The following is a 19,178-nucleotide window of genomic DNA, read 5'->3' on the forward strand; positions in this document are numbered from 1 at the left end:
GTCACGCGTCGTAGTCGATGGTGAGTTTGTCGGTGACCGGGCTGGACTGGCAGGTCAGGACGTAGCCGGCGGCCACCTCGTCCGGCTCCAGCGCGTAGTTGCGGGCCATGGTCACCTCGCCGGAGACCACCTTGGCCCGGCAGGTCGAGCAGACCCCGCCCTTGCAGGCGTACGGCAGCTCGCCGCGGACCTTCAGGGCGGCGTCCAGCACCCGCTCGTCGCGGCCCATCGTGAAGCTCGACGAGCGCCCGTCCAGCACGATCGTCACCTCGGCGCCGGCGCCGGGCTCGTCCGTCGGGCGGCGGACCGGCTCCGGCGGGGCGTCGACGTGGAACAGCTCGGTGTGCACGGTCGCGTCGGGCACGCCGCGGTCGGCCAGCACCGCCTTGGCGTCCACCACCATCCCGTACGGGCCGCAGAGGAACCACTCCTCGATCGCGTCGCCGGGGACGACGGTGTCGAGCAGCCGGCCGAGCCGGTCGGCGTCGATGCGCCCGGAGAGCAACGCCGATTCGCCCATCTCCCGGGAGAGCACGTGCACGAGGTGCAGCCGGGTCGGCCACCGGTCCTTCAGGTCGGCCAGCTCCTCGGCGAACATGACGGTGTTCGCCGTGCGGTTGCCGTACACCAGGGTGAAGGTGCTGGCCGGCTCGACGGAGAGCGCGGTCGCGACGAGCGAGAGCACCGGGGTGATGCCGGAGCCGGCGACCACCGCGCCGTAGTGGCGGACCCGGTCCGGGGCGAACGCCGAGGTGAAGTGGCCGAGCGGGGGCAGCACCTCGACGACGTCGCCGCCGCGCAGGGCGCCGCAGGCGTACGCGGAGAAGGCGCCGCCGGGGACCTCCCGCACCCCGATCCGCAGCCGCCCGTGCCGGGCCAGCTCGGCGGGCGTCGAGCAGATCGAGTACGACCGCCGCACGTCCGCCCCGCCGTCGCCGACCCGCCGGACCGTCAGGTGCTGGCCGGCGGAGAACGCGAACGTCTCCCGCAGCTCCTCGGGCACGGCGAAGGTGATCGCCACGGAGTCGTCGGTGAGCCGGTCGACGGCGGCGACGTGCAGCGGGTGGAAGACCGGCCGGCGACGGACCGGTCGGGTGATCGTGACAGTCACAGCGCCTTCAGGTGGTCGAAGGGTTCGGAACAGGAGCGGCAGCGCCACAGGGCCTTGCAGGCGGTGGAGCCGAACCGGCTGACCTGCTCGGTCTCCGGTGAGCCGCAGCGCGGGCAGCGGACGGCCAGGGTCAGCGGGACGACGCCACCGCCCCGGGCGGCCGGCGCGGGTGGGGCGATGCCGGCGGCGGCCAGCTTGGCCCGGCCGCCCTCGGAGATCCAGTCGGTGCTCCACGCCGGGGCGTACACCGTGCGGACCTCGGCGTCCGGGTGGCCGGCGGCGGCGAGCGCGCGGCGGATGTCCGCCCGGATCACGTCCATGGCCGGGCAGCCGGTGTAGGTGGGGGTGATGGTGACGACGACCCGGCCGGTGGCCGGATCCTCGTCGACCGACCGCAGGATGCCCAGCTCGTCGATGGTGATGACCCGGATCTCCGGGTCCACCACCGCCGCCACGGCCGCCCTGGGGTCATTCACCACTTCGCCCCCGGGTGGGCGCGGTGCAGCACCTGCATCTCGGCGAGCAGGTAGGAGAGGTGTTCGGTGTGGACGCCGTCCCGGCCGCCGCCCGGCGCCCAGCCGTCGGCCGGCCGGGTCAGCGTCGCCTCGTCGAACACCGCGGACACGACGGCGTCGAAGTCGGCCCGCAGGGTGGCCGGGTCGACCGGCGCCGCCGGGTCCGCGGTGAACAGCTCGTGGGTGTACGGCCACACCTGGTCGAGCGCGTCCTGCATGCGCCGGTGCGACTCGTCGGTGCCGTCGCCGAGCCGCTTCACCCAGAGCGAGGCGTGGTCCAGGTGGTACGCGGACTCCTTGCGCGCCTTGGCCCCGATGGCGGCCAGCCGCTCGTCGGCGCACCCGCTCAGCGCCGTGTAGAGGGGGAGCTGGTAGGCGGCCAGGAGGAACAGCTTCGCCATGGTCATGCCGAAGTCGCCGTTGGGCAGCTCGACCAGGAGGCAGTTGCGGAACTCCCGGTCGCCGCGCAGGTAGGCCAGCGCGTCCTCGTCCCGACCGGCGCCCTCCAGCTCACCCGCGTACGTGAGCAGCAGGCGGGCCGCGCCGAGCTGGTCGAGGGCGATGTTGGCCAGCGCGATGTCCTCCTCCATCTCCGGCGCACGGGAGGTCCACTCGCCGAGCCGCTGCGCCGCGATGAGCGCGTCGTCGCCGAGTGCGAGCGTGAAGTCGAACAGGCTGCTCACAGGTGCGCCACCCCGTCCGGCACCTCGTAGAAGGTGGGGTGGCGGTAGACCTTGTCGGCAGCCGGGTCGAAGAAGGCGTCCTTCTCGTCCGGGCTGGACGCGGTGATCGCGCTCGCCGGCACCACCCAGATCGAGACGCCCTCCTGGCGCCGGGTGTAGAGGTCGCGGGCGTTGCGCAGGGCCAGCTCGGCGTCGGGGGCGTGCAGGCTGCCCACGTGGGTGTGCGACAGCCCGCGCCGCGCCCGCACGAAGACCTCCCACAACGGGGTCTGCTGGGTCATGCCGTGCTGGCCGGGCATGCCCTCACGGCCCTCGCGTCGCTCGGTGCGTTCGCTCATGCCGTGCCGGCCGGGCATGCCCTCACGGCCCTCGCGTCGCTCGGTGCGTTCGCTCATGCCGTGCCGGCCGGGCATGCCCTCACGGCCCTCGCGTCGCTCGGTGCGTTCGCTCATGCCGCCACCTTCTCCTTGCTGTTCCGCTTCGCCGCGTACGCCGCGGCGGCCTCCCGCACCCAGGCGCCGTCGGCGTGGGCGCGGCGCCGGTGCTCCATCCGCTGCCGGTTGCACGGCCCGTCGCCCTTGATCACCCGCATCAGCTCGTCGTAGTCGGGCTGGGTGTAGTCGTAGGACTGCCGCTGCTCGTTCCAGCGCAGGTCCGGGTCGGGGAGGGTGAGACCGAGGATCTCCGCCTGCTGCACGCACATGTCGACGAAGCGCTGGCGCAGCTCGTCGTTGGAGAAGCGCTTGATCTTCCAGGCCATCGACTGGGCGCTGTGCGTCGAGTCTCCGTCCGGCGGGCCGAACATGGCCAGTGAGGGGTACCACCACCGGTCCACCGCGTCCTGGGCCATCGCCTTCTGCTCCGGGGTGCCGTGGGCCAGCGTGTGCAGGATCTCGTAGCCCTGGCGCTGGTGGAACGACTCCTCCTTGCAGACCCGGATCATGGCGCGGGCGTAGGGGCCGTAGGAGCAGCGGCACAGCGGCACCTGGTTGACGATGGCGGCGCCGTCGACCAGCCAGCCGATGGCGCCCACGTCGGCCCAGGTGAGCGTCGGGTAGTTGAAGATCGAGCTGTACTTCTGCCGGCCCTCGATCAGCAGCTCGACCAGCTCGTCCCGGCTGACGCCCAGGGTCTCCGCGGCGGCGTAGAGGTAGAGGCCGTGTCCGGCCTCGTCCTGCACCTTGGCCAGCAGGATCGCCTTGCGCTTGAGCGAGGGGGCCCGGCTGATCCAGTTCCCCTCCGGCTGCATGCCGATGATCTCGGAGTGCGCGTGCTGGGCGATCTGCCGGATCAGCGTCTTCCGGTACGCCTCGGGCATCCAGTCCCGCGGCTCGATCTTCTGGTCGGCGTCGATCACGTCCGCGAAGTACGCCGCGAAGTCCTCGTCCGGCGCCGGTCCGCCGCGCCGGGCGCGCGCCGCCGCCTCGCGCAGCTCGGCCTCCGCCGCCTCCACCTCGCCGAGCAGGCCGCCGCCCGGGCCGTCCTCGGGCGGGGCGAAGTCATTGCCATACATGAGGCCAGTGTTACAGCTCGCCCCCGATGACACCAGAGGGTGTAACAGGTTTCCGCACCCACCTTGTGTCACCGGACGACCGCTTCCCGTGAGAACCCCTGACCTGCCCAAACCTGTGACGTCGACCACCCGGAGAAGATGAATCCTCACAAGCGCGTCAGAACGGTCCAATGTCCCGCCTTCACGGCGAGTTGCCGGGCGTCGGGATCTGGCATCCGGCCTGTCCGGAAGTAGACTTCGCCCGGCACACCGATCGGCTGCCGACGATCGCCACCGGCTCCAGGCCATCTCCCCCGGCCTCGGCGATCAGGCCGAACAGCATTCGGAAGCGCCGGTCCCCCCGGCCAGACAATCTGGAGTTCACCCACTCATGCGACCTCGCGTGACCATGGTGCTCGCCATCGTGGCGGTCCTCATCGGCGGCGGCATGCTGGTCCCCGCCGCGTACGCCAAGTTCTCCGGCGGCGACAGCCTCGGCGGCATCGGAGGCGGCGTGGCGCAGGTCCCCGCGCCCGCACCGACCGCGCCCCCGGCGCCCACGCTCGCCGCCGGGCCGGTCTCGGTGAACTTCAACGGCAAGTTCTTCTCCTGGGCGCTGATGGACCGGAAGACCGGCAAGATCAGCGGCGCGCCGAACATGGCGTCGACCAACTCGACCGAGTCGATGATCAAGGCGTGGATCGTCTCCGACTACCTGCGCCAGCTCAACGGCAAGCCCCTGAGCGCGGAGCGGAGGAAGCAGGCCACCACCGCCATCCGGGACAGCAACGACCGCTCGGCCGAGGCGCTCTACAACGCCGGCGGGCGCAAGCCGGTGCTGGAGCGGCTGATCAAGATGTGCAAGCTGACCGACACGAAGATTGAACCCACGCGGGCCAAGTGGGCGTACACCCAGATGTCACCGCGCGACGCGGTGCGGATGGGCGACTGCATCGGCGACGGCACCGCCGCCGGACCGAAGTGGACGAAGTGGGTGCTCAACGAGATGGCCAACGTGCGCGGCGGCGTGAAGGACCAGAAGTCCGTGGAGGTCCAGGGCGGGCACTGGGGCATCGTCGACGGCCTGCCCGCCTCGATCACGTCGCAGGGCCCGGTCAGCATCAAGAACGGCTTCACCATGCTCTGGGCCGACGGCCAGTGGCACGTCAACTGCCTCGCGGTGGCCGACGACTGGACCCTGGCCGTGATGATGCGTTACCCCGGCGGCAGCGACCCGAGGACCCCCTCGTACGGCGCGAAGGTCTGCGCCAGCGTCGCCACCCAGTTGGTGACCCCGCAGCCGGGCGCCGCCCTCAAGGTGCCGCAGCAGCCGGTCGGGAAGCTCTGATGGCGGGCAGCCGGCGCCGGCCGGGCAGTGACCACCGCACCCTGACGTACAGCGCGGTCGCCGTGATCCTGGTCGGCCTGGTGCTCGTCTCGCTCAGGTTCGTGCCCGGCTCTCCGTTCCGGCCCACGGCCGCCTCGCACTCGCCCGCGGCGGGCACCCGGTCCTCGACCACACCCACCGACCGCAACGCCCGCCCGTCGCCGTCTCCCTCGCCGTCGTTGGAGCCGCTGCCGTTCGCCGCCCAGGACCTGAGCGACCTGGACATCAAGGGCTGGTACTCCTGGAGCGTCCTGGACAAGCGGACCGGCGCGATCATCGGCTCGAAGAACATGGGCGAGACCAGCACCACCGCGTCGCTGATCAAGTCCTGGGTCGTCGCCGACTACCTGCGTCGGAGCGCCGAGGCGGGCCGGACCCCGAGCGACGCGAAGCTGGACGACGCCACGCAGATCATCCGGGACAGCGACAACACCCGGGCCCAGGAGTTCTACGAGAGCGTGGGCGGTTCGGCCTCGATCAAGCGGCTGATCTCGATCTGCGAGCTGACCGACAGCAAGGTCGCCAGCGACGGCGGCTGGAGTCGGACGATGCTGTCGCCTCGGGACACCGCGCGGCTCGGCCTCTGCATCGACGACGGCCGGGCCGCCGGGCCGAAGTGGACCAAGTGGCTGCTCAACGAGATGCGGCTGGTCCGCGGTGACGGCGACTTCGGCATCCGCAAGGCCTTCCCCGCCGCCGAACAGAAGCAGATCGCCATCAAGAACGGCTGGATCGACCGGCAGAAGGAGCGGGAATACCACGTCAACTGCCTGGCGATCGGCGACACCTGGACGATGGGCGTGATGGTCCGCACCCCCTTCAGCGCCGCGAGTTCCTGGCAGTACGGCATGGACGCCTGCGAGAAGATCACCGAGGCGTTGCTCCGCGACGCCACCTGATCCCACCCGCTGCGCGAAGCGGCGGTGTCCCGGTCCGCCGGGACACCGCCGCTTCGTCGTGGCAGGGCGTCAGCCCTCGAAGAAGTGCGGCCCACCCTCGGGCAGGGCGGGCGCCTCACCGATCCCCGCGGCGCGTCGGGCGAACTCGCGCAGGCCGGCCACCTGCCGCTCGCCCAGGGAGAAGTCGAGGGTACGGAAGTAGGTCGCCAGGGTCGTCGCGTCGAACGGCTCCCAGCGGGCCGCGGCCTCGGCCACCTGGTCCAGCTCGGCCAGGCACAGGTCGCGCGAGCGCAGGAACGCCTCGTGCACCTCCTTGACGAGGCCGGGGTGGGCGGCGGCGAAGTCGCGGCGGACCGCCCAGACGGCGAAGACCATCGGCAGCCCGGTCCACTCGCGCCACGCCTGGCCGAGGTCGGTCACCTCGAGGCCCTTGCGGGGCGCCTCGTAGAGCGCGCGCAGCGCCACGTCGCCGATCACGACCCCGGCGTCGGCCTCCAGCAGCATCTGGGTGAGGTCCGGCGGGCAGCGGAAGTAGTCGGGGCGGACCCCGTACCGCTCCGCGAGCAGAAGCTGGGCCAGCAGCACCCCGGTGCGCGAGGTGGAGCCGAGCGCCACCCGGGCGCCGTCCAGCTCGGTGAGGGGCCGGGTGGACACCACGTTGACCGAGAGCACCGGGCCGTCGCTGCCGACCGCCAGATCCGGCAGGAGCAGCAGCTCGTCGGCGTGCCGCAGGTATTCCACCTGGGAGATGGGGCCGATGTCCAGGTCGCCGGCGACCAGCGCGGCGTTCAGCCGGTCCGGCGAGTCCTTGTGCAGGTCGACGTCGATCAGCGCGCCCGACCGCATCAGCCCCCAGTAGATGGGCAGGCAGTTGAGGAACTGGATGTGCCCCACCCGGGGGCGGGCGATTCGGTCGGCCATGACCCGACGGTATCCCCGCCCGGCCGGGCCGGCTCAGCGGGAGGGGGTCGGAGTGGCCAACTCCGCACGCCGCTCCGGCCCGGTCCCGGCGGCGGGCCGGGCGGCGCGCTCGGCGCGTACCGCGCGGCGGACCGGCCAGGCCGCCGCCACGACCACCAGCACCCCGGCCACCCCGCAGCCGGCGACAAGCGGCCGCGGCGCGGCCACCTCCAGCAGCAGGCCGCCGATCAGGTAGCCGCCCATCCCGGCGCCCTGCACGGCCGCCCCGAAGATCGCGAAGGCCCGGCCCCGGGCCACCTCGGGCACCCGCCGGGCCAGCAACAGGTTGTTGAAGACGTTGTCGCCGCCGTTGCCCACCCCGCCGGCCAGCCAGATCGGCACGAGCAGCCAGGCCGTCGGCACCGCCGCCGAGGCCAGCACCGCCAGACAGCACCCGCCGAGCAGGACCAGCCCGGCCCCGAGCAGCGCGCCGTCGTCGGTGAGCCGGCGGGCGAGCCGGGCGAAGAGCCAGCCGCCGACCACGATGCCGAGTGTCCAGGCGCCGGTGACCAGGCCGTACACCGTGGTGGAGCTGTGCAGGGTCTCCCGGATGAAGAAGACCTCGATGACGTTGATGGCGCCGACCGCGGCGACCACCGCGGCGAGGCTGCCCACCATCACCAGCAGCAGCGGATCGCCGCGGAACCGCCAGGCGGGCGGCGGGGTCGCCGCCCCGGCGGCCGGCGCGGTCGGCCGCCGGCCACCCCGGCGGGTACGGATGAGCAGGCCGGCCGCCGCCAGCGCGAGGTAGCTGACGGCGTCGACGAGCAGCGGCACCCGGGTGCCGAACTGGCCGACGAGCAGGCCGGCCAGTGCCGGCCCGGCGAGCGCGCCCAGGGTGCCGGCGGTCTGGTTCAGGGCGCCGGCCCGGGGCAGGTCCTCGGCCCGGACCATGGCCGGCACCAGCGCGGCGAGCACCGGCTGGGTGACCGCGAGCCCGGCCGCGAGCAGCGCCACCAGCGCGATGACCAGGGCCGGGTGCCCGGCGTACGCGAGCGCCAGGCAGATCGCGGCCTGGCCGAGCCCGGCGGCCACCAGCAGGACCCGGCTGTCCACCCGGTCGGCGAGCCGGCCGGTCAGCGGGGCGAGCGCGACCAGCGGCAACGTGGCGGCGAGCAGCAACCCGGAGACCGCGAGCCCGCCGGCACCGGCCGACTGGAGCGCCAGGGTCAGCGCGCTGGCCGCGAGGAAGTCTCCGCAGCTGGAGACGCCCCGGGCGGCGGTGGCGAGCCAGACGTCGGACCAGCGCGACTGACCCGATGCGAAGGACATATTTCGAAAATAATCCTTCACACCTGGCCGGCGCAACCCTCGGTCAGTCGATCGGCAGCGCCCGGTACTGCACGGCGACCGTGCGCGAGCCCTCCGGTGGATCGCTGCGCAGCCGGCGCCGGTAGGGGTCCAGCAGCGCCTGGACCGCCTGGTTGAGCTCGGCCAACTCGTCGGCGGTGACCTGGAGCAGGCTGTCGCTGAACCAGGCCGCCTGATACCAGTCGGGCGGCTCGTCCGGGGCGCGGCGGATCCAGTCCCGGGCGCGCTGGCTGTCCCGCGCCAGGTGCGCCTCGGTCAGGGCCAGCTCGGCGGCCCGCGCCTCGGAGTCCGCGTCCTGCCCGGGCTCGATGTGGTAGGACGGGCTGAACGCCTGCCAGACCCGCTCCCGGGCGTCCCCCCGGCTCGGCGCCTCCTCGATCAGACCGAACTTCGCCAGCTCGCGCAGGTGGTAGCTGGTCGCGCTCGGCGAGAGACCGGCGATCTCGGCGCACTCGGTGGCGGTCGCACCGCCCTCCATCGTGCTGAGATGCTCCATGATCGCCATACGGGCCGGGTGGGCCAGGGCCCGCATCACCTGCGGGTCGCTGATCGTCACCCGGTGCTGCTCCGGACGCGCGTCGGTCATGCCACCCATGATCCCGCGCCGGCCGGCGTCCGGGGAAATTCGGTTGCCCGCCGACCCGACCGGAGTAAGCTGCTCTGTCCCGCCTGACGGCCATGGTGAGTAGCACCGCACAGGACGTCCCCGCGCCGACCGGAGGTCGGAAACGCGAGCGGCAGCGTTGTTCCCCGTGACGAGGAGTACGTGGATGACCCTGCACGCCCAAGAACAGACACTGGATGCCGAGCTGGTCGCCGAGCGCGCCCACCTGGACACCTCCCGCGCGGCGCTGCGCCGGATGCGCGAGCGCGCCGAGTCCCTCTTCGCCACCGGCGACAAGGTGGCCGGTGACGCGTACACCGCCGAGCAGCTCGGCCGGCACATGGCCCGGCGGGTGAAGGAACTGGCCGACGACCCCACCACCCCGCTCTTCTTCGGCCGGCTTGATTTCGGTGACGTGGATCCCGACCACGCCGGACGCGACTATCACGTCGGGCGTCGGCACGTGACCGACGAGCTGGGCGAGCCGCTGGTGCTCGACTGGCGGGCCCCGGTCTCCCGGTCGTTCTACCGGGCCAGCGCCCGGGACCCGCAGGGCGTCGCGGTGCGGCGCCGGTTCGGGTTCAGCGCCGGCGTGCTGACCAGCTTCGAGGACGAGCGCCTGGACCGGGGCGAGGAGCTGGGCACCGCCAGCCGGATCCTCACCGCCGAGATCGAGCGCCCCCGCGTCGGCCCGATGCGGGACATCGTCGCCACCATCCAGCCCGAGCAGGACGAGCTCGTCCGGGCCGACCTGGCCGACTCGATCTGCGTCCAGGGCGCCCCCGGCACCGGCAAGACGGCGGTCGGGCTGCACCGCGCCGCGTACCTGCTCTACCTGCACCGGGAGCGGCTGCGCCGGTCGGGTGTGCTGATCGTCGGGCCGAACCGGGCGTTCCTGTCCTACATCGCGGCGGTGCTGCCGGCGCTCGGCGAGGTCGAGGTCGAGCAGGCCACCGTGGAGGACCTGGTCGCCCGGGTGCCGGTCCGCGCGGTCGACGACCCCGCCGTGGCGACCCTCAAGCACGACATCCGGCTGGCCGAGGTGCTGCGCCGCGCGGTCGACGCGCACATCGGCACGCCCACCGAGCCGATCATGGTCTCGGACGGCTCGTTCCGCTGGCGGATCGGCCTCGACCCGCTGCACCGGCTGGTCGAGGAAACCCGCCGCGAGGGCCTGCCGTACGCGACCGGCCGCGAACGGGTCCTGGCCCGCGTCGTGGGGCTGCTGCAACGCCAGTCCGAGGCCCGCCGGGCCGAGTCGCCCAGCGACGCCTGGCTGCGCCGGATGAGCAGGGTCAAGCCGGTCACCGAGTTCCTCGACGAGGTCTGGCCGGCGCTCACCCCCGAGGGCCTGCTGCACCGGCTGCGCACCGACGCCGAGGCGCTCGCCGCCGCCGCCGACGGCCTGCTCACCGCCGAGGAGCAGGAGCTGTTCCGGTCCGGCCCGGTGGGGCGTACCCCGAAGGCGACCCGGTGGACCGCCGCGGACGCCGTGCTGATCGACGAGACCGCCGGGCTGCTGGAACGGCCCGCGAGCTTCGGGCACGTCGTGGTCGACGAGGCGCAGGACCTCTCCCCCATGCAGTGCCGGGCCATCGCCCGGCGCAGCGAGCACGGCTCGATCACCCTGCTCGGCGACCTGGCCCAGGGCACCGCGCCCTGGGCGGCCACCGACTGGCGGGAGTCCCTGGCCCACCTGGGCAAGCCGGACGCGGCGGTGGTGCCGCTGAGCGTCGGCTTCCGGGTGCCCGCCGCCGTGGTGGCGTTCGCGAACCGGCTGCTGCCGGCGCTCGCCGTCGACGTGCCGCCGGCCCAGTCGCTGCGCCGGGACGGGACGCTCGACGTGCGTACCGTCAAGAACCTGACGGCCGCCGCGGTGGCCGAGGTGCGTGCGGCGCTCGCCCACGCCGGCTCGGTCGGCGTGATCGCCGCCGACGCCGCGGTGGACCGCCTCCGCACGGCCCTCGCCGACGCGGGCGTCGAGACCGCGACCGCCGACGACGTGGAGGCCGTGGCGCGGGTCACCGTGGTCCCGGCGACGCTGGTCAAGGGCCTGGAGTACGACCACGTGGTGGTCGTCGAGCCGGCCGCGATCGTGGCCGCCGAGCCGCGCGGCCTGCACCGCCTCTACGTGGTGCTGACCCGGGCGGTGTCCCGGCTGGCCGTGCTGCACCGGGAGCCGCTGCCCGAGCCGCTGGCCGGCTGACCTACCGCTGCTCAGCCGGCGGGTGGCCGGCTGATCGGTCAGCCGGAGAGCGCGGCGGCGACGTCGCGCAGCGGACGGCCCGACTCGGCGATCGGCACGGTGAACGCCAGCCAGGAGCCGTCGGCGAAGTCGAGGCGCAGCCGCTTCGGGTTCAGCCGGTGCCAACCCACGCGGGCCGACGCCACCTCGGTCCGCGACGCCGACCAGGCGATCCCGGTCTCCGCCACGGACCGCTCGTCGTCGGCCCGGCTGGACAGCAGCTTCATGGGCCCGCTCACGCAGACGAGCAGCCGCCGGTCGGTGGCCACCAGCAGGGTGTCCCGCGCCGCCAGGTCCGGCTTGGGTGGGCGCAGCGCGTGGTGCAGCCGGGAGGCGGCGGAGCCCGGGGCGCCGCGCCCGGCGATCCCCCAGACCACCCGGTCGACAAGCCGGTCGCCCCACGCCCAACTGACCAGCGGGGAGATCAGGTTGAGCAGCACCGCGCCGGCGCTCACCCGGCCGGCGGGCGCCTCCGGCCCGGCCGCGTCGGCCGGCGGAGGCGGCGGCGCCCCGTGGGCGGGCTCGGCCTTCGCGTACGCCAGCACCTGCTCGCCCGGCTCGACGAGCCGGCCGATCCGGTCCCGGTATCCCGTGGCCTCCATCGGCTCAGTATCGGTCCTGGCCGTAGCCGTCGTCGGCAGGCCGCTCCGCCGCCGGCGCGTTCCCCATCACCTCGCCGACGATCTCCCGGACCCGGGCGGCGGCGGCCTCCTGGGCGCGGTTCGCCGCGGCGGTGAACTCCTCGGCCAGGGTGTAGGAGTCGAACCGCATGGCCCGGGCGTTGATCTCGGTGGAGAGGATCCTGCCGTCGGCGGCCGCGGTGACGGTGACCAGGCCGGAGTCGCTCACCCCCTCGGCGCTGCTCTGCTCCAGCTCGGCCATCCGCGCGCCGAGTTCGCGCTGCCACCCGTCCAGGTTGCGGGCCAGCGCCTCGATCCGGTCCAGGGCCGGGAAGGTCATGGCTGCCTCTCAGTTCACGATCGAGTCGAAGACGTTCTGCACACCCTTGGTGTACGGCCCCAGGTCCTCCGAGTACGTGCCGTCCACCAGGTAGTTGCGGTCCTTGTGGCCGTCGGAGACGTCGTGCAGGCCGACACCGGTGTCGAGCAGGGCGCCGCCGATGCCGGGGATGTTCACGGGGGACGCCTGGTTGATGGCGAACTTGCCGGGGAAGAGGATGGCGGTCCGCTTCGCCATGAACGTGAACGCCTCCCGGCCGTAACCGGACTTGTTCCAGAGCCGGTACGCCTTCTTGGCCTGCTTCAGCTCCAGCACCACCTGGCGGTACTTCATGAGCAGCGCGGCGACCCGCTCCAGCTTGGTGACCAGCTTGGTGAGGATCTCCGCGAACCGGGCCACGATCTTGACCATGCGGCCGACCGTGGTGGCCAACCGGGCCAGCACCCGGACCACCGTGGCGGCCAGCGTCACGCCCGCGCTGAGCACGGCGGCCACCGCGGCGATGATCACCTCGGTGAGGAACCAGAGCAGGAACTCCAGGATCAGCTCGACCAGCAGGTTGAACGCGTCGACGGCCGCGTTCGCCGCGTCGACCAGCACCTCCTTGGTGCCGTCCAGCCCCTTGGCCAGCTCCTCGATCGCCTCCTCGACGGACTCCATCGAGGCGTGGAACTTCTCCGCCGCGTCACCGTCCCACGCGCCGCGCAGCCGGGCCCGGTCGGCGATCTGGTCGCCGGCGATCTGCCGGACCGCCTCGCCGGTGGTGAGGGCGAGCTGGGCCGCCCGCATGAGGTCGTCCGGCTCGCCGGCGACCAGTTCCAGCAACTGCTCGAACGGCCAGAGCACCGCGTTGGACAGCGGCTTGAACGGGTCGGGCGTGCCCGACACGATCTGCTCGAAGTAGGTCTTGTTGCGCTGCAACGCCTCGGTGCTCATCAGGTCCCCTCAGGCGCCCGGCGTGAACATGTCAGTGGTCGCCACGTCGGTCCCCGTGTATGCGTCCGCCGTGTCGCTGATCCCCTCGGCGATGTCGGCCATCACCTCGGCGCCGTCCTCCAGCCCCTGCAGGCACGCCTCGAACTGCTCGGCGTACGCGGCCGCCAGGCTGAACGACGCCGGCATGATGCCGAAGGCGTGCCGGGGGACGTGCCCGTCGTGGAAGACCCGGCGCAGCTCGCGGAAGCGGCCGGCCCGGTCGCGGGACGCGGCGGCGAAGGCGGTCAGCGCCTCCGGCCGGACCTCCAGGTTCCTGCTCGGACTCGTCAACGGACCCTCCCCAGTGTCCAGTCGGCACCCACCCGTCGCCGGCTCGGCCGGAGGACGGAGTCTCCACAGTAGGCGATCGGCACCCGCCTGCGGGGGGCGGTGAAACTCGCGCCGGCACGGTACACAGGTGGGGGCATGCCCGTCTGGGAGCGCAACCCCTGAGGAGCCTGAAGATGATCCTGGCCCGCGCCGACCAGGTCAGCCGCCGCTACGGCGCGGTGCTGGCCCTGGACCGGGTCGACCTGACCGTCCGCGCCGGGGAGCTGGTGGGCCTGCTCGGCCCGAACGGCGCCGGCAAGAGCACCCTGCTCAACCTGCTGGTCGGGCTGCGCCGCCCCACCGCCGGCCGGGCCGAGCTGTTCGGCGGCGACCCGCGCGACCCGGCCAGCCGGCGGCAGCTCGGGGTGACCCCGCAGGAGACCGGCCTGCCCGGCACGCTGCGCGTCGGCGAGGTGGTCGACTTCGTGGCGGCGCACTTCCCCGACCCGGTGCCCCGGGACGAGCTGCTCGACCGGTTCGGCCTCACCGACCAGGTGCGCCGGCAGACCGGCGGCCTTTCCGGCGGGCAGCGCCGCCGGCTCGCGGTGGCGCTCGCCTTCGTCGGCCGGCCCCGCCTCGTGGTCCTCGACGAGCCCACCACGGGGCTGGACGTGGAGGCCCGGCACACCCTGTGGGAGGCCGTTCGCACCTTCCACGCCGAGGGCGGCACGGTCCTGCTGAGCAGCCACTACCTGGAGGAGGTGGAGGCGCTGGCGCAGCGGGTGGTGGTGATCGGGCGCGGCCGGGTGCTCGCCGACGACTCCGTGGCGGCGATCCGCGGCATCGTGGGCGTACGCCGGGTCAGCCTGGTCGCCGACGACCTGCCGCCGCTGCCCGGCGTGGTGGCCACCGAGCACGCCGAGGGCCGCACCCACCTGCTCACCACGGACGCCGACCAGCTCGTCCGCGACCTCGTCACCGCCGGCGCGGCCTTCCGCGACCTGGAGGTCCGGCCCACCTCGCTGGAGGAGGCGTTCCTGACCCTCACCGCCGACGACCGGCCCGCACCCACCCCCGCCTAGGAGACCGTCGTGCCGCTCGCCCTGGTCCACGCCCGCTACCAGCTCCTGGAGATCGTCCGGATCCCGGTCGCCATCTTCGGCAGCGCGTTCTTCCCGGCCGCCACGATGCTCTTCTTCGTGGTGCCGTTCGCCGGCGACGACGCCACCGGCGCCACCTACGCCACCGCCGCCATGGTCACCTTCGCGGTGATGAGCGCCAACATCTTCCAGTACGGCGTGGGCGTCGCCGAGGACCGCGACCAGCCATGGAGCTCGTACGGCCGGACCCTGCCCGCCGGGCCCGGCCCGCGCTTCGCCGGCCGGGTCCTGGCCGGTCTGGCGATCACCTACTTCTCCATGCTCCCGGTCGTGGTGATCGCGGCGGTGGCCACCGCGGCCCGGGTCACCCCGGCGCAGTTCCTGCTCGGCGCCGGCGGGGTCGCCGTGATCTCGGTGCCGTTCACGCTGCTCGGGCTGGCCATCGGCTACTCGCTGCCGAGCAAGGCGGCGATCGTGGTCGCCCAGCTCATCTTTTTCCCGCTGGCCTTCGGCGGCGGCCTGCTCTCCGGCCCGGACGACGCGCCCGGCTTCATCAAGGCGGTCGCCCCCTACCTGCCGACCCGCGGCGCCGTCGAGCTGATCTGGGCGGCCGTCACCGACTGGCGGCCCGACCCGCGGGCCATGGTGATGCTGGTCGTCTGGGTGGTGGCGCTCGCGTCGGTCGCCGGGTGGGCGTACCGGCGGGACGAGGGACGCCGCTTCACCTGACCTTTTGTCCTAATCCGGCCCGGCGGTCGGTGCGGCGGTGCCAGGATGCCGGCAGGGCGTGCCAGCGGGGCCGCCCCCGGCGAGAGGGGTCAGCGTGGACGGCGTGGAGCCCGGCACGCCCTGCTGGACCGACCTGGCCACGCCCCGGCTGGAGGACGCGAAGCGCTTCTACCCGGAACTGTTCGGCTGGACCGGCCGGGTGTCCGACGAGCCGACCGCCGGCGGATACACCACCTTCCTGAAGGGCGGCCGGGCCGTGGCCGGGGTCGGGCCGCCGGCCGCCCCCGATCAGGTGCCGATCTGGTCGACGTACGTGGCGACCGACGACGCGGACCTGGCCGCCACCCGGGTGGAGGCGGCCGGCGGCCAGGTGGTGGTCTCCCCGTTCGACGTCTTCGAGCAGGGCCGGATGGCCGTCCTCTCCGATCCGGCCGGGGCGGTGTTCAGCGTCTGGCAGCCCATGGCGATGCGCGGGGCGGAACTGTTCAACGCTCCCGGCTCGATGTGCTGGAACGAGCTGGTCACCCCCGACCCCGACCGGGCGAAGGAGTTCTACGCGCTGGTGTTCGGCTGGCACCCCGAGGAGCAGCAGGCGGGTCCGGTCACCTACACCGGGTGGCGGTGCGGCGCCCGGATCGTCGCCGGCATGATGCCGCAGCTGGAGCAGCTGCCGCAGGACCTGCCCGCGTACTGGACGGTCTACTTCGCGGTCGAGGACGCGGACGCCACCGCGGCCCGGGCCGCCGAGCTGGGCGGCACCATCCTCGTCCCGCCCCGGGACAACCCGGCCGGCCGCAGCGCCGCCCTCCGCGACCCCCAGGGCGCCCTCTTCTCCGTCACCGCCCTCCGCTGACCCCCCGCCGATCTTGCACTTGCGGCCCTCATGACGCGGCTTACGCCCCTTTCGTCGGGGCAGGAAGTGCAAGATCGCGGTGTGTGTGGGGGGTCAGCGGGGGCGGACGGGGACGACCAGGGGGCCGTGGTCGCCGGGGATGACCCGGACGTTGGCGCGGTAGTGGCGGGCCAGCAGGGTCTCGGTGAGGACCTCCTGCGGGGGGCCGGCGGCGGCGACCCGACCCTCGGCGAGCAGGACCAGGCGGTCGGCGTACTCGCCGGCGATGGAGAGGTCGTGCATGGTGGCGAGCACGGTCAGCTCGTGCTGCCGGCGGAGCTGGTCGACCAGCTCCAGCACCTCCTGCTGGTGGCCGATGTCCAGCGCGCTGGTCGGCTCGTCGAGCAGCAGCAGGGTGGCGCCCTGGGCCAGCGCCCGAGCCAGGAAGACCCGCTGCCGCTCGCCGCCGGAGAGGGTGGCCAGTTCGCGGCGGCCGAACGCGCCCAGGTCGAGCCGGTCCAGCACCTCGTGCACGGCGGCCAGGTCGGCGGCCGACTCCCGACCCAGCGCCGGGATGTACGGGGTGCGCCCCAGCAGCACGTAGTCGAAGACCGACATGCCGGCCGGCACCACGGGGGACTGCGCCACGGTGGCCACCACCCGGGCGCGGTCGCGGCGGCGGAGGGAGTTGATCGGCGTACCGAAGAGGGAGACCGCGCCCGGCGCGGGCAGCAGGCCGCCGACGGCGCGCAGCAGGGTCGACTTGCCCGCGCCGTTCGGGCCGATCACGGTGACCCACTCACCGACGGCGACCGCCAGGTCGACGCCGGCCAGGATCGGCGTCCCGCCCAGCTCGACCCGCAGGTCGAGCAGCTCCACGGCGGGCGCGCTCATGTCAGCACCCGGCGGGCGGTGCGCAGGACCAGGACGAAGAACGGGCCGCCGAGCAGCGCGGTGACCACGCCGATGGGGATCTCGGCGGGGGCGGCGGCGGTACGGGCGACCACGTCGGTGAGCGCCAGGAACGCGCCGCCGAAGAGCATCGACAGCGGCAGGATCACCCGGTAGCTGGACCCGGCGAGCAGCCGGACGGTGTGCGGCACGATGATGCCGACGAAGCCGATGAGGCCGGAGGCGGAGACCGCGGCGGCGGTGCCCAGCGAGGCGGCGGCGATCAACAGGTAGCGGGAGCGTTGCGGGTGCAGCCCGAGGCTGGTGGCCTCGTCGTCGCCGACGGAGAGCACGTCCAGCTCGCGCCGGTGCAGCAGCACCACCACGGCGGTGAGCACGAAGTAGGGCAGGACCAGCAGGACGTCGTGCCAGCCGGCGGTGGCCAGCCGCCCGAGCAGCCAGGAGTAGACCTGCTGGATGCTCTCGGAGTGCCGTTGCAGCAGGTAGGTCTGCCCGGCGGAGAGGAACGCCGAGACCGCCACCCCGGCCAGGATGAGCGTGGCCGGTGACCGGTCCCGCCCGCCGGCCGCGCCGAGCAGGTACGTCATGGCGACCGCGCCGAGCGAGCCGACGAACGCGGCGAGGGGGATGGTGAGCGGCATCCCGGTCAGCGCCCCGCCGGCCCCCGCGCCGAGCGCGATCGCGGCGGTCACCGCCAGGCCGGCACCGGCCGCCACGCCCAGCAGGTACGGGTCGGCCAGCGGATTGCGGAACACGCCCTGGTAGCAGCCGCCGGCCAGGGCGAGCAGGGCGCCGACGAGCAGGCCGAGCACGACCCGGGGCAGCCGCAGCTCGGTGACGATGGCGATCTCCCGCTCGCTGAGCCCGCTGTCCAGGTGCACCCCGGGCAGCAGGTTGAGCAGCTCGGCGGCGACGCTGCCCGGGGGCAGGCTGACCGGACCGAGCGAGACACCGGCCACCAGCGCGACGAGCACCGCGCCGAGGCCGGCGAGCAGCCAGCGGGTGCGGAGCCCCGCCGGCCGGGCCGTCGCACCCGGCCCGGCCGGCGGTCGTTCCGCGACCATCCCGGACGCGCCCGAACGGTCCACGTCGGGCACGCCGGACGGCCGGGACGCGCCGGGCGTCCCGGCCGGCCGGTGAGCGTTGTCCGCCGGTCGCACGGTCACCGTCAGGCCGGAACCTTGGCGGTGGCGTCGACGATCGCCTTGAGCAGGTCGACCACGCGCGGGCCCCACCGCGAGGCGATGTCGTCGTCCAGGGCGACGACCTGGTTGTTCTTCACGGCGGTGACGCCGGCCCAGCCGCTGCGCGCCTTGACGGTCTCCGCGTTCTGCTTGCAGCACTTGGTGTCGGCCAGGAAGACGAAGTCGGGGTTGGCCTTGACGATGACCTCCTGGGAGAGCTGCGGGTAGCCACCGCTCCTGCCGTCGGCGTCCGCCGGGTCGGCGATGTTCTCCAGGCCGGCGAGCGCGTAGATCGAGCCGATGAAGGTCTTGCTGGTCGCGCTGTACAGCTCCGGGCCGAGCTCGTGGTAGTAGGTGAGCTTCTTCGCCCGCTGCGGCAGGTCCTTGGTGAGGGCCGCGATGTCGTCCTTCATCTTCTTCGTGACGGCGTCCGCCTCGGCCGGGTGGCCGGTGAGCTTGCCCAGGTCGGCGAGCTGCTGGTACGTGTCGTCCAGGGTGGTGGCTGCCGGGTTGAGCAGCACCGGGATCTTCAGCGTGGTGAGCTGGTCGACGATCTTGTTGGTGTCGTTGGAGAGCACCACGAGGTCGGGGCTCTTGCCGGCGATCGCCTCGGCGTTCGGCTGGAAGGCGGAGAGGTCGCTCTTCGGCGCCTCCGCCGGGTAGTTCGAGTTGTCGTCGACGGCCGTGACCTGCTTGCCGGCGCCGATGGCGAAGAGCATCTCGGTCGCCGACGGCGACAGCGAGACGATCTTCTCGGGGCGCTTGTCCAGGGTCAGCTTGCCGACGGTGACCGGGAAGGCGGCCGCCGAGCTGCCGCCGGCGGCGGGGGTGTCGTTCGAGGTCTTCTCGGCGCAGCCGCCGAGGAGCAGCGCGCCGACCGCGAGGGCGGCGGCGAAGAGCCGGGGGGTACGTCTGGACATCGGTCCTCCTGTCGGTCGAGGAGCGTGGTGCTTCGCCGACAGGGACCGCCTGGGCGGGCCCGTCCGCGAGGCGCCCTTCCTCGAGAGCG

Annotated in this window: 22 protein-coding genes; 6 read left to right on the plus strand and 16 right to left on the minus strand. The window is 73.4% G+C overall.

The window, feature by feature from the left end:
- Position 1: 1 nt before the first annotated feature.
- From paaE to FXF50_RS29290, 6 genes are all read right to left on the minus strand, one after another.
- Positions 2 to 1,111: a 1,2-phenylacetyl-CoA epoxidase subunit PaaE gene (gene paaE / locus FXF50_RS12595; protein WP_148427428.1), complete on the minus strand. Its 1,110-nt coding sequence runs from the start codon at positions 1,109 to 1,111 to the stop codon at positions 2 to 4.
- Entirely contained in the window at positions 1,108 to 1,587 is a 480-nt protein-coding gene (paaD, locus tag FXF50_RS12600) for a 1,2-phenylacetyl-CoA epoxidase subunit PaaD (RefSeq protein ID WP_148427430.1), read from the minus strand. The genes paaE and paaD overlap by 4 nt, the downstream gene beginning before the upstream one ends.
- The gene (gene paaC, locus FXF50_RS12605) at positions 1,584 to 2,309 is read right to left on the minus strand and encodes a 1,2-phenylacetyl-CoA epoxidase subunit PaaC (protein WP_148427432.1); all 726 of its coding nucleotides are present in this window, start codon (positions 2,307 to 2,309) and stop codon (positions 1,584 to 1,586) included. The genes paaD and paaC overlap by 4 nt, the downstream gene beginning before the upstream one ends.
- Positions 2,306 to 2,608 carry a 1,2-phenylacetyl-CoA epoxidase subunit PaaB gene (paaB, locus tag FXF50_RS12610; RefSeq protein ID WP_148427791.1) on the minus strand — a complete coding sequence of 101 codons (303 nt, stop codon included), beginning with the start codon at positions 2,606 to 2,608 and terminating at the stop codon, positions 2,306 to 2,308. Before paaB ends, paaC begins: the two co-directional genes overlap by 4 nt.
- Before the next feature lie 149 nt (positions 2,609 to 2,757).
- Positions 2,758 to 3,822, minus strand: coding sequence for a 1,2-phenylacetyl-CoA epoxidase subunit PaaA (paaA, locus tag FXF50_RS12615; RefSeq protein WP_148427434.1), 1,065 nt, complete (start codon positions 3,820 to 3,822; stop codon positions 2,758 to 2,760).
- A 181-nt stretch (positions 3,823 to 4,003) separates the two neighbouring features.
- The gene (locus tag FXF50_RS29290; RefSeq protein WP_167544556.1) at positions 4,004 to 4,144 is read right to left on the minus strand and encodes a hypothetical protein; all 141 of its coding nucleotides are present in this window, start codon (positions 4,142 to 4,144) and stop codon (positions 4,004 to 4,006) included.
- A gap of 48 nt (positions 4,145 to 4,192) precedes the next feature.
- On the opposite strand from FXF50_RS29290, the gene FXF50_RS12620 reads away from it, so the two are divergent.
- Together FXF50_RS12620 and FXF50_RS12625 are read left to right on the plus strand one after the other, a co-directional pair.
- On the plus strand, positions 4,193 to 5,149 hold the full coding sequence (locus FXF50_RS12620; protein WP_148427436.1) for a hypothetical protein: 957 nt from the start codon (positions 4,193 to 4,195) through the stop codon (positions 5,147 to 5,149).
- The gene (locus FXF50_RS12625; RefSeq protein ID WP_148427438.1) at positions 5,149 to 6,087 is read left to right on the plus strand and encodes a hypothetical protein; all 939 of its coding nucleotides are present in this window, start codon (positions 5,149 to 5,151) and stop codon (positions 6,085 to 6,087) included. The genes FXF50_RS12620 and FXF50_RS12625 overlap by 1 nt, the downstream gene beginning before the upstream one ends.
- A 69-nt stretch (positions 6,088 to 6,156) precedes the next feature.
- On the opposite strand, the gene FXF50_RS29295 is transcribed toward FXF50_RS12625, so the two are convergent.
- The 3 genes from FXF50_RS29295 to FXF50_RS12635 are packed head-to-tail and all read right to left on the minus strand — an operon-like array spanning position 6,157 to position 8,944.
- Positions 6,157 to 7,008, minus strand: coding sequence for a menaquinone biosynthetic enzyme MqnA/MqnD family protein (locus tag FXF50_RS29295; protein WP_187399642.1), 852 nt, complete (start codon positions 7,006 to 7,008; stop codon positions 6,157 to 6,159).
- A gap of 33 nt (positions 7,009 to 7,041) precedes the next feature.
- A complete protein-coding gene (locus FXF50_RS29300) occupies positions 7,042 to 8,319 on the minus strand; it encodes an MFS transporter (protein WP_187399643.1) in 1,278 nt (425 codons plus the stop codon).
- A 43-nt stretch (positions 8,320 to 8,362) separates the two neighbouring features.
- Entirely contained in the window at positions 8,363 to 8,944 is a 582-nt protein-coding gene (locus FXF50_RS12635) for a winged helix-turn-helix domain-containing protein (protein WP_148427440.1), read from the minus strand.
- 184 nt (positions 8,945 to 9,128) lie between these two features.
- Here FXF50_RS12635 and FXF50_RS12640 point away from each other — a divergent pair, with 184 nt between their 5' ends.
- Positions 9,129 to 11,168, plus strand: a complete 2,040-nt coding sequence (locus tag FXF50_RS12640; RefSeq protein WP_148427442.1) for an AAA family ATPase — start codon at positions 9,129 to 9,131, stop codon at positions 11,166 to 11,168.
- Positions 11,169 to 11,206: 38 nt separating this feature from the next.
- On the opposite strand, the gene FXF50_RS12645 is transcribed toward FXF50_RS12640, so the two are convergent.
- Genes FXF50_RS12645 through FXF50_RS12660 form a run of 4 tightly spaced genes read right to left on the minus strand, consistent with a single transcriptional unit; the run spans position 11,207 to position 13,433 of the window.
- Complete coding sequence (locus tag FXF50_RS12645; RefSeq protein WP_148427444.1) at positions 11,207 to 11,809, minus strand: hypothetical protein; 603 nt, start codon at positions 11,807 to 11,809, stop codon at positions 11,207 to 11,209.
- Positions 11,810 to 11,813: 4 nt separating this feature from the next.
- Positions 11,814 to 12,167, minus strand: coding sequence for a YbaB/EbfC family nucleoid-associated protein (locus FXF50_RS12650; protein WP_148427446.1), 354 nt, complete (start codon positions 12,165 to 12,167; stop codon positions 11,814 to 11,816).
- A 9-nt stretch (positions 12,168 to 12,176) separates the two neighbouring features.
- A complete protein-coding gene (locus tag FXF50_RS12655; protein WP_148427448.1) occupies positions 12,177 to 13,103 on the minus strand; it encodes a WXG100 family type VII secretion target in 927 nt (308 codons plus the stop codon).
- A gap of 9 nt (positions 13,104 to 13,112) precedes the next feature.
- Positions 13,113 to 13,433, minus strand: coding sequence for a hypothetical protein (locus FXF50_RS12660; RefSeq protein ID WP_148427450.1), 321 nt, complete (start codon positions 13,431 to 13,433; stop codon positions 13,113 to 13,115).
- 173 nt (positions 13,434 to 13,606) lie between these two features.
- On the opposite strand from FXF50_RS12660, the gene FXF50_RS12665 reads away from it, so the two are divergent.
- The 3 genes from FXF50_RS12665 to FXF50_RS12675 all read left to right on the plus strand — a co-directional run bounded on the left by FXF50_RS12665 (position 13,607) and on the right by FXF50_RS12675 (position 16,094).
- Entirely contained in the window at positions 13,607 to 14,494 is an 888-nt protein-coding gene (locus FXF50_RS12665; RefSeq protein ID WP_148427451.1) for an ABC transporter ATP-binding protein, read from the plus strand.
- Positions 14,495 to 14,503: 9 nt separating this feature from the next.
- Positions 14,504 to 15,241, plus strand: coding sequence for an ABC transporter permease (locus FXF50_RS12670; RefSeq protein ID WP_148427453.1), 738 nt, complete (start codon positions 14,504 to 14,506; stop codon positions 15,239 to 15,241).
- A gap of 94 nt (positions 15,242 to 15,335) precedes the next feature.
- On the plus strand, positions 15,336 to 16,094 hold the full coding sequence (locus tag FXF50_RS12675) for a VOC family protein (protein WP_148427455.1): 759 nt from the start codon (positions 15,336 to 15,338) through the stop codon (positions 16,092 to 16,094).
- Between the two features lie 93 nt (positions 16,095 to 16,187).
- Here the strand turns inward: FXF50_RS12675 and FXF50_RS12680 are convergent, their stop codons facing one another.
- The 3 genes from FXF50_RS12680 to FXF50_RS12690 all read right to left on the minus strand — a co-directional run bounded on the left by FXF50_RS12680 (position 16,188) and on the right by FXF50_RS12690 (position 19,089).
- Positions 16,188 to 16,967: an ABC transporter ATP-binding protein gene (locus FXF50_RS12680; RefSeq protein WP_148427458.1), complete on the minus strand. Its 780-nt coding sequence runs from the start codon at positions 16,965 to 16,967 to the stop codon at positions 16,188 to 16,190.
- Positions 16,964 to 18,049, minus strand: coding sequence for an iron ABC transporter permease (locus FXF50_RS12685; protein WP_148427793.1), 1,086 nt, complete (start codon positions 18,047 to 18,049; stop codon positions 16,964 to 16,966). The genes FXF50_RS12680 and FXF50_RS12685 overlap by 4 nt, the downstream gene beginning before the upstream one ends.
- Before the next feature lie 104 nt (positions 18,050 to 18,153).
- Positions 18,154 to 19,089 (minus strand): ABC transporter substrate-binding protein, encoded by a 936-nt coding sequence (locus tag FXF50_RS12690; protein ID WP_148427460.1) that lies wholly within the window; start codon positions 19,087 to 19,089, stop codon positions 18,154 to 18,156.
- Positions 19,090 to 19,178 lie beyond the last annotated feature (89 nt).

The sequence above is a fragment of the Micromonospora sp. AP08 genome (assembly GCF_008085935.1).
GTDB lineage: Bacteria > Actinomycetota > Actinomycetes > Mycobacteriales > Micromonosporaceae > Micromonospora > Micromonospora chersina.

Excerpts from the sequence above, each read along its gene's own strand:
- FXF50_RS12635 (WP_148427440.1), bottom strand. The coding sequence starts at position 8,944 with ATGACCGACGCGCGTCCGGAGCAGCACCGGGTGACGATCAGCGACCCG.
- FXF50_RS12665 (WP_148427451.1), top strand. The coding sequence starts at position 13,607 with ATGATCCTGGCCCGCGCCGACCAGGTCAGCCGCCGCTACGGCGCGGTG.
- FXF50_RS12680 (WP_148427458.1), bottom strand. The coding sequence starts at position 16,967 with ATGAGCGCGCCCGCCGTGGAGCTGCTCGACCTGCGGGTCGAGCTGGGC.
- FXF50_RS12625 (WP_148427438.1), top strand. The coding sequence starts at position 5,149 with ATGGCGGGCAGCCGGCGCCGGCCGGGCAGTGACCACCGCACCCTGACG.
- FXF50_RS12650 (WP_148427446.1), bottom strand. The coding sequence starts at position 12,167 with ATGACCTTCCCGGCCCTGGACCGGATCGAGGCGCTGGCCCGCAACCTG.
- FXF50_RS29290 (WP_167544556.1), bottom strand. The coding sequence starts at position 4,144 with ATGCTGTTCGGCCTGATCGCCGAGGCCGGGGGAGATGGCCTGGAGCCG.
- FXF50_RS12655 (WP_148427448.1), bottom strand. The coding sequence starts at position 13,103 with ATGAGCACCGAGGCGTTGCAGCGCAACAAGACCTACTTCGAGCAGATC.
- FXF50_RS29295 (WP_187399642.1), bottom strand. The coding sequence starts at position 7,008 with ATGGCCGACCGAATCGCCCGCCCCCGGGTGGGGCACATCCAGTTCCTC.
- FXF50_RS12640 (WP_148427442.1), top strand. The coding sequence starts at position 9,129 with ATGACCCTGCACGCCCAAGAACAGACACTGGATGCCGAGCTGGTCGCC.
- FXF50_RS12645 (WP_148427444.1), bottom strand. The coding sequence starts at position 11,809 with ATGGAGGCCACGGGATACCGGGACCGGATCGGCCGGCTCGTCGAGCCG.
- FXF50_RS29300 (WP_187399643.1), bottom strand. The coding sequence starts at position 8,319 with ATGTCCTTCGCATCGGGTCAGTCGCGCTGGTCCGACGTCTGGCTCGCC.
- paaB (WP_148427791.1), bottom strand. The coding sequence starts at position 2,608 with ATGCCCGGCCAGCACGGCATGACCCAGCAGACCCCGTTGTGGGAGGTC.
- FXF50_RS12690 (WP_148427460.1), bottom strand. The coding sequence starts at position 19,089 with ATGTCCAGACGTACCCCCCGGCTCTTCGCCGCCGCCCTCGCGGTCGGC.
- FXF50_RS12620 (WP_148427436.1), top strand. The coding sequence starts at position 4,193 with ATGCGACCTCGCGTGACCATGGTGCTCGCCATCGTGGCGGTCCTCATC.
- paaA (WP_148427434.1), bottom strand. The coding sequence starts at position 3,822 with ATGTATGGCAATGACTTCGCCCCGCCCGAGGACGGCCCGGGCGGCGGC.
- FXF50_RS12685 (WP_148427793.1), bottom strand. The coding sequence starts at position 18,049 with ATGGTCGCGGAACGACCGCCGGCCGGGCCGGGTGCGACGGCCCGGCCG.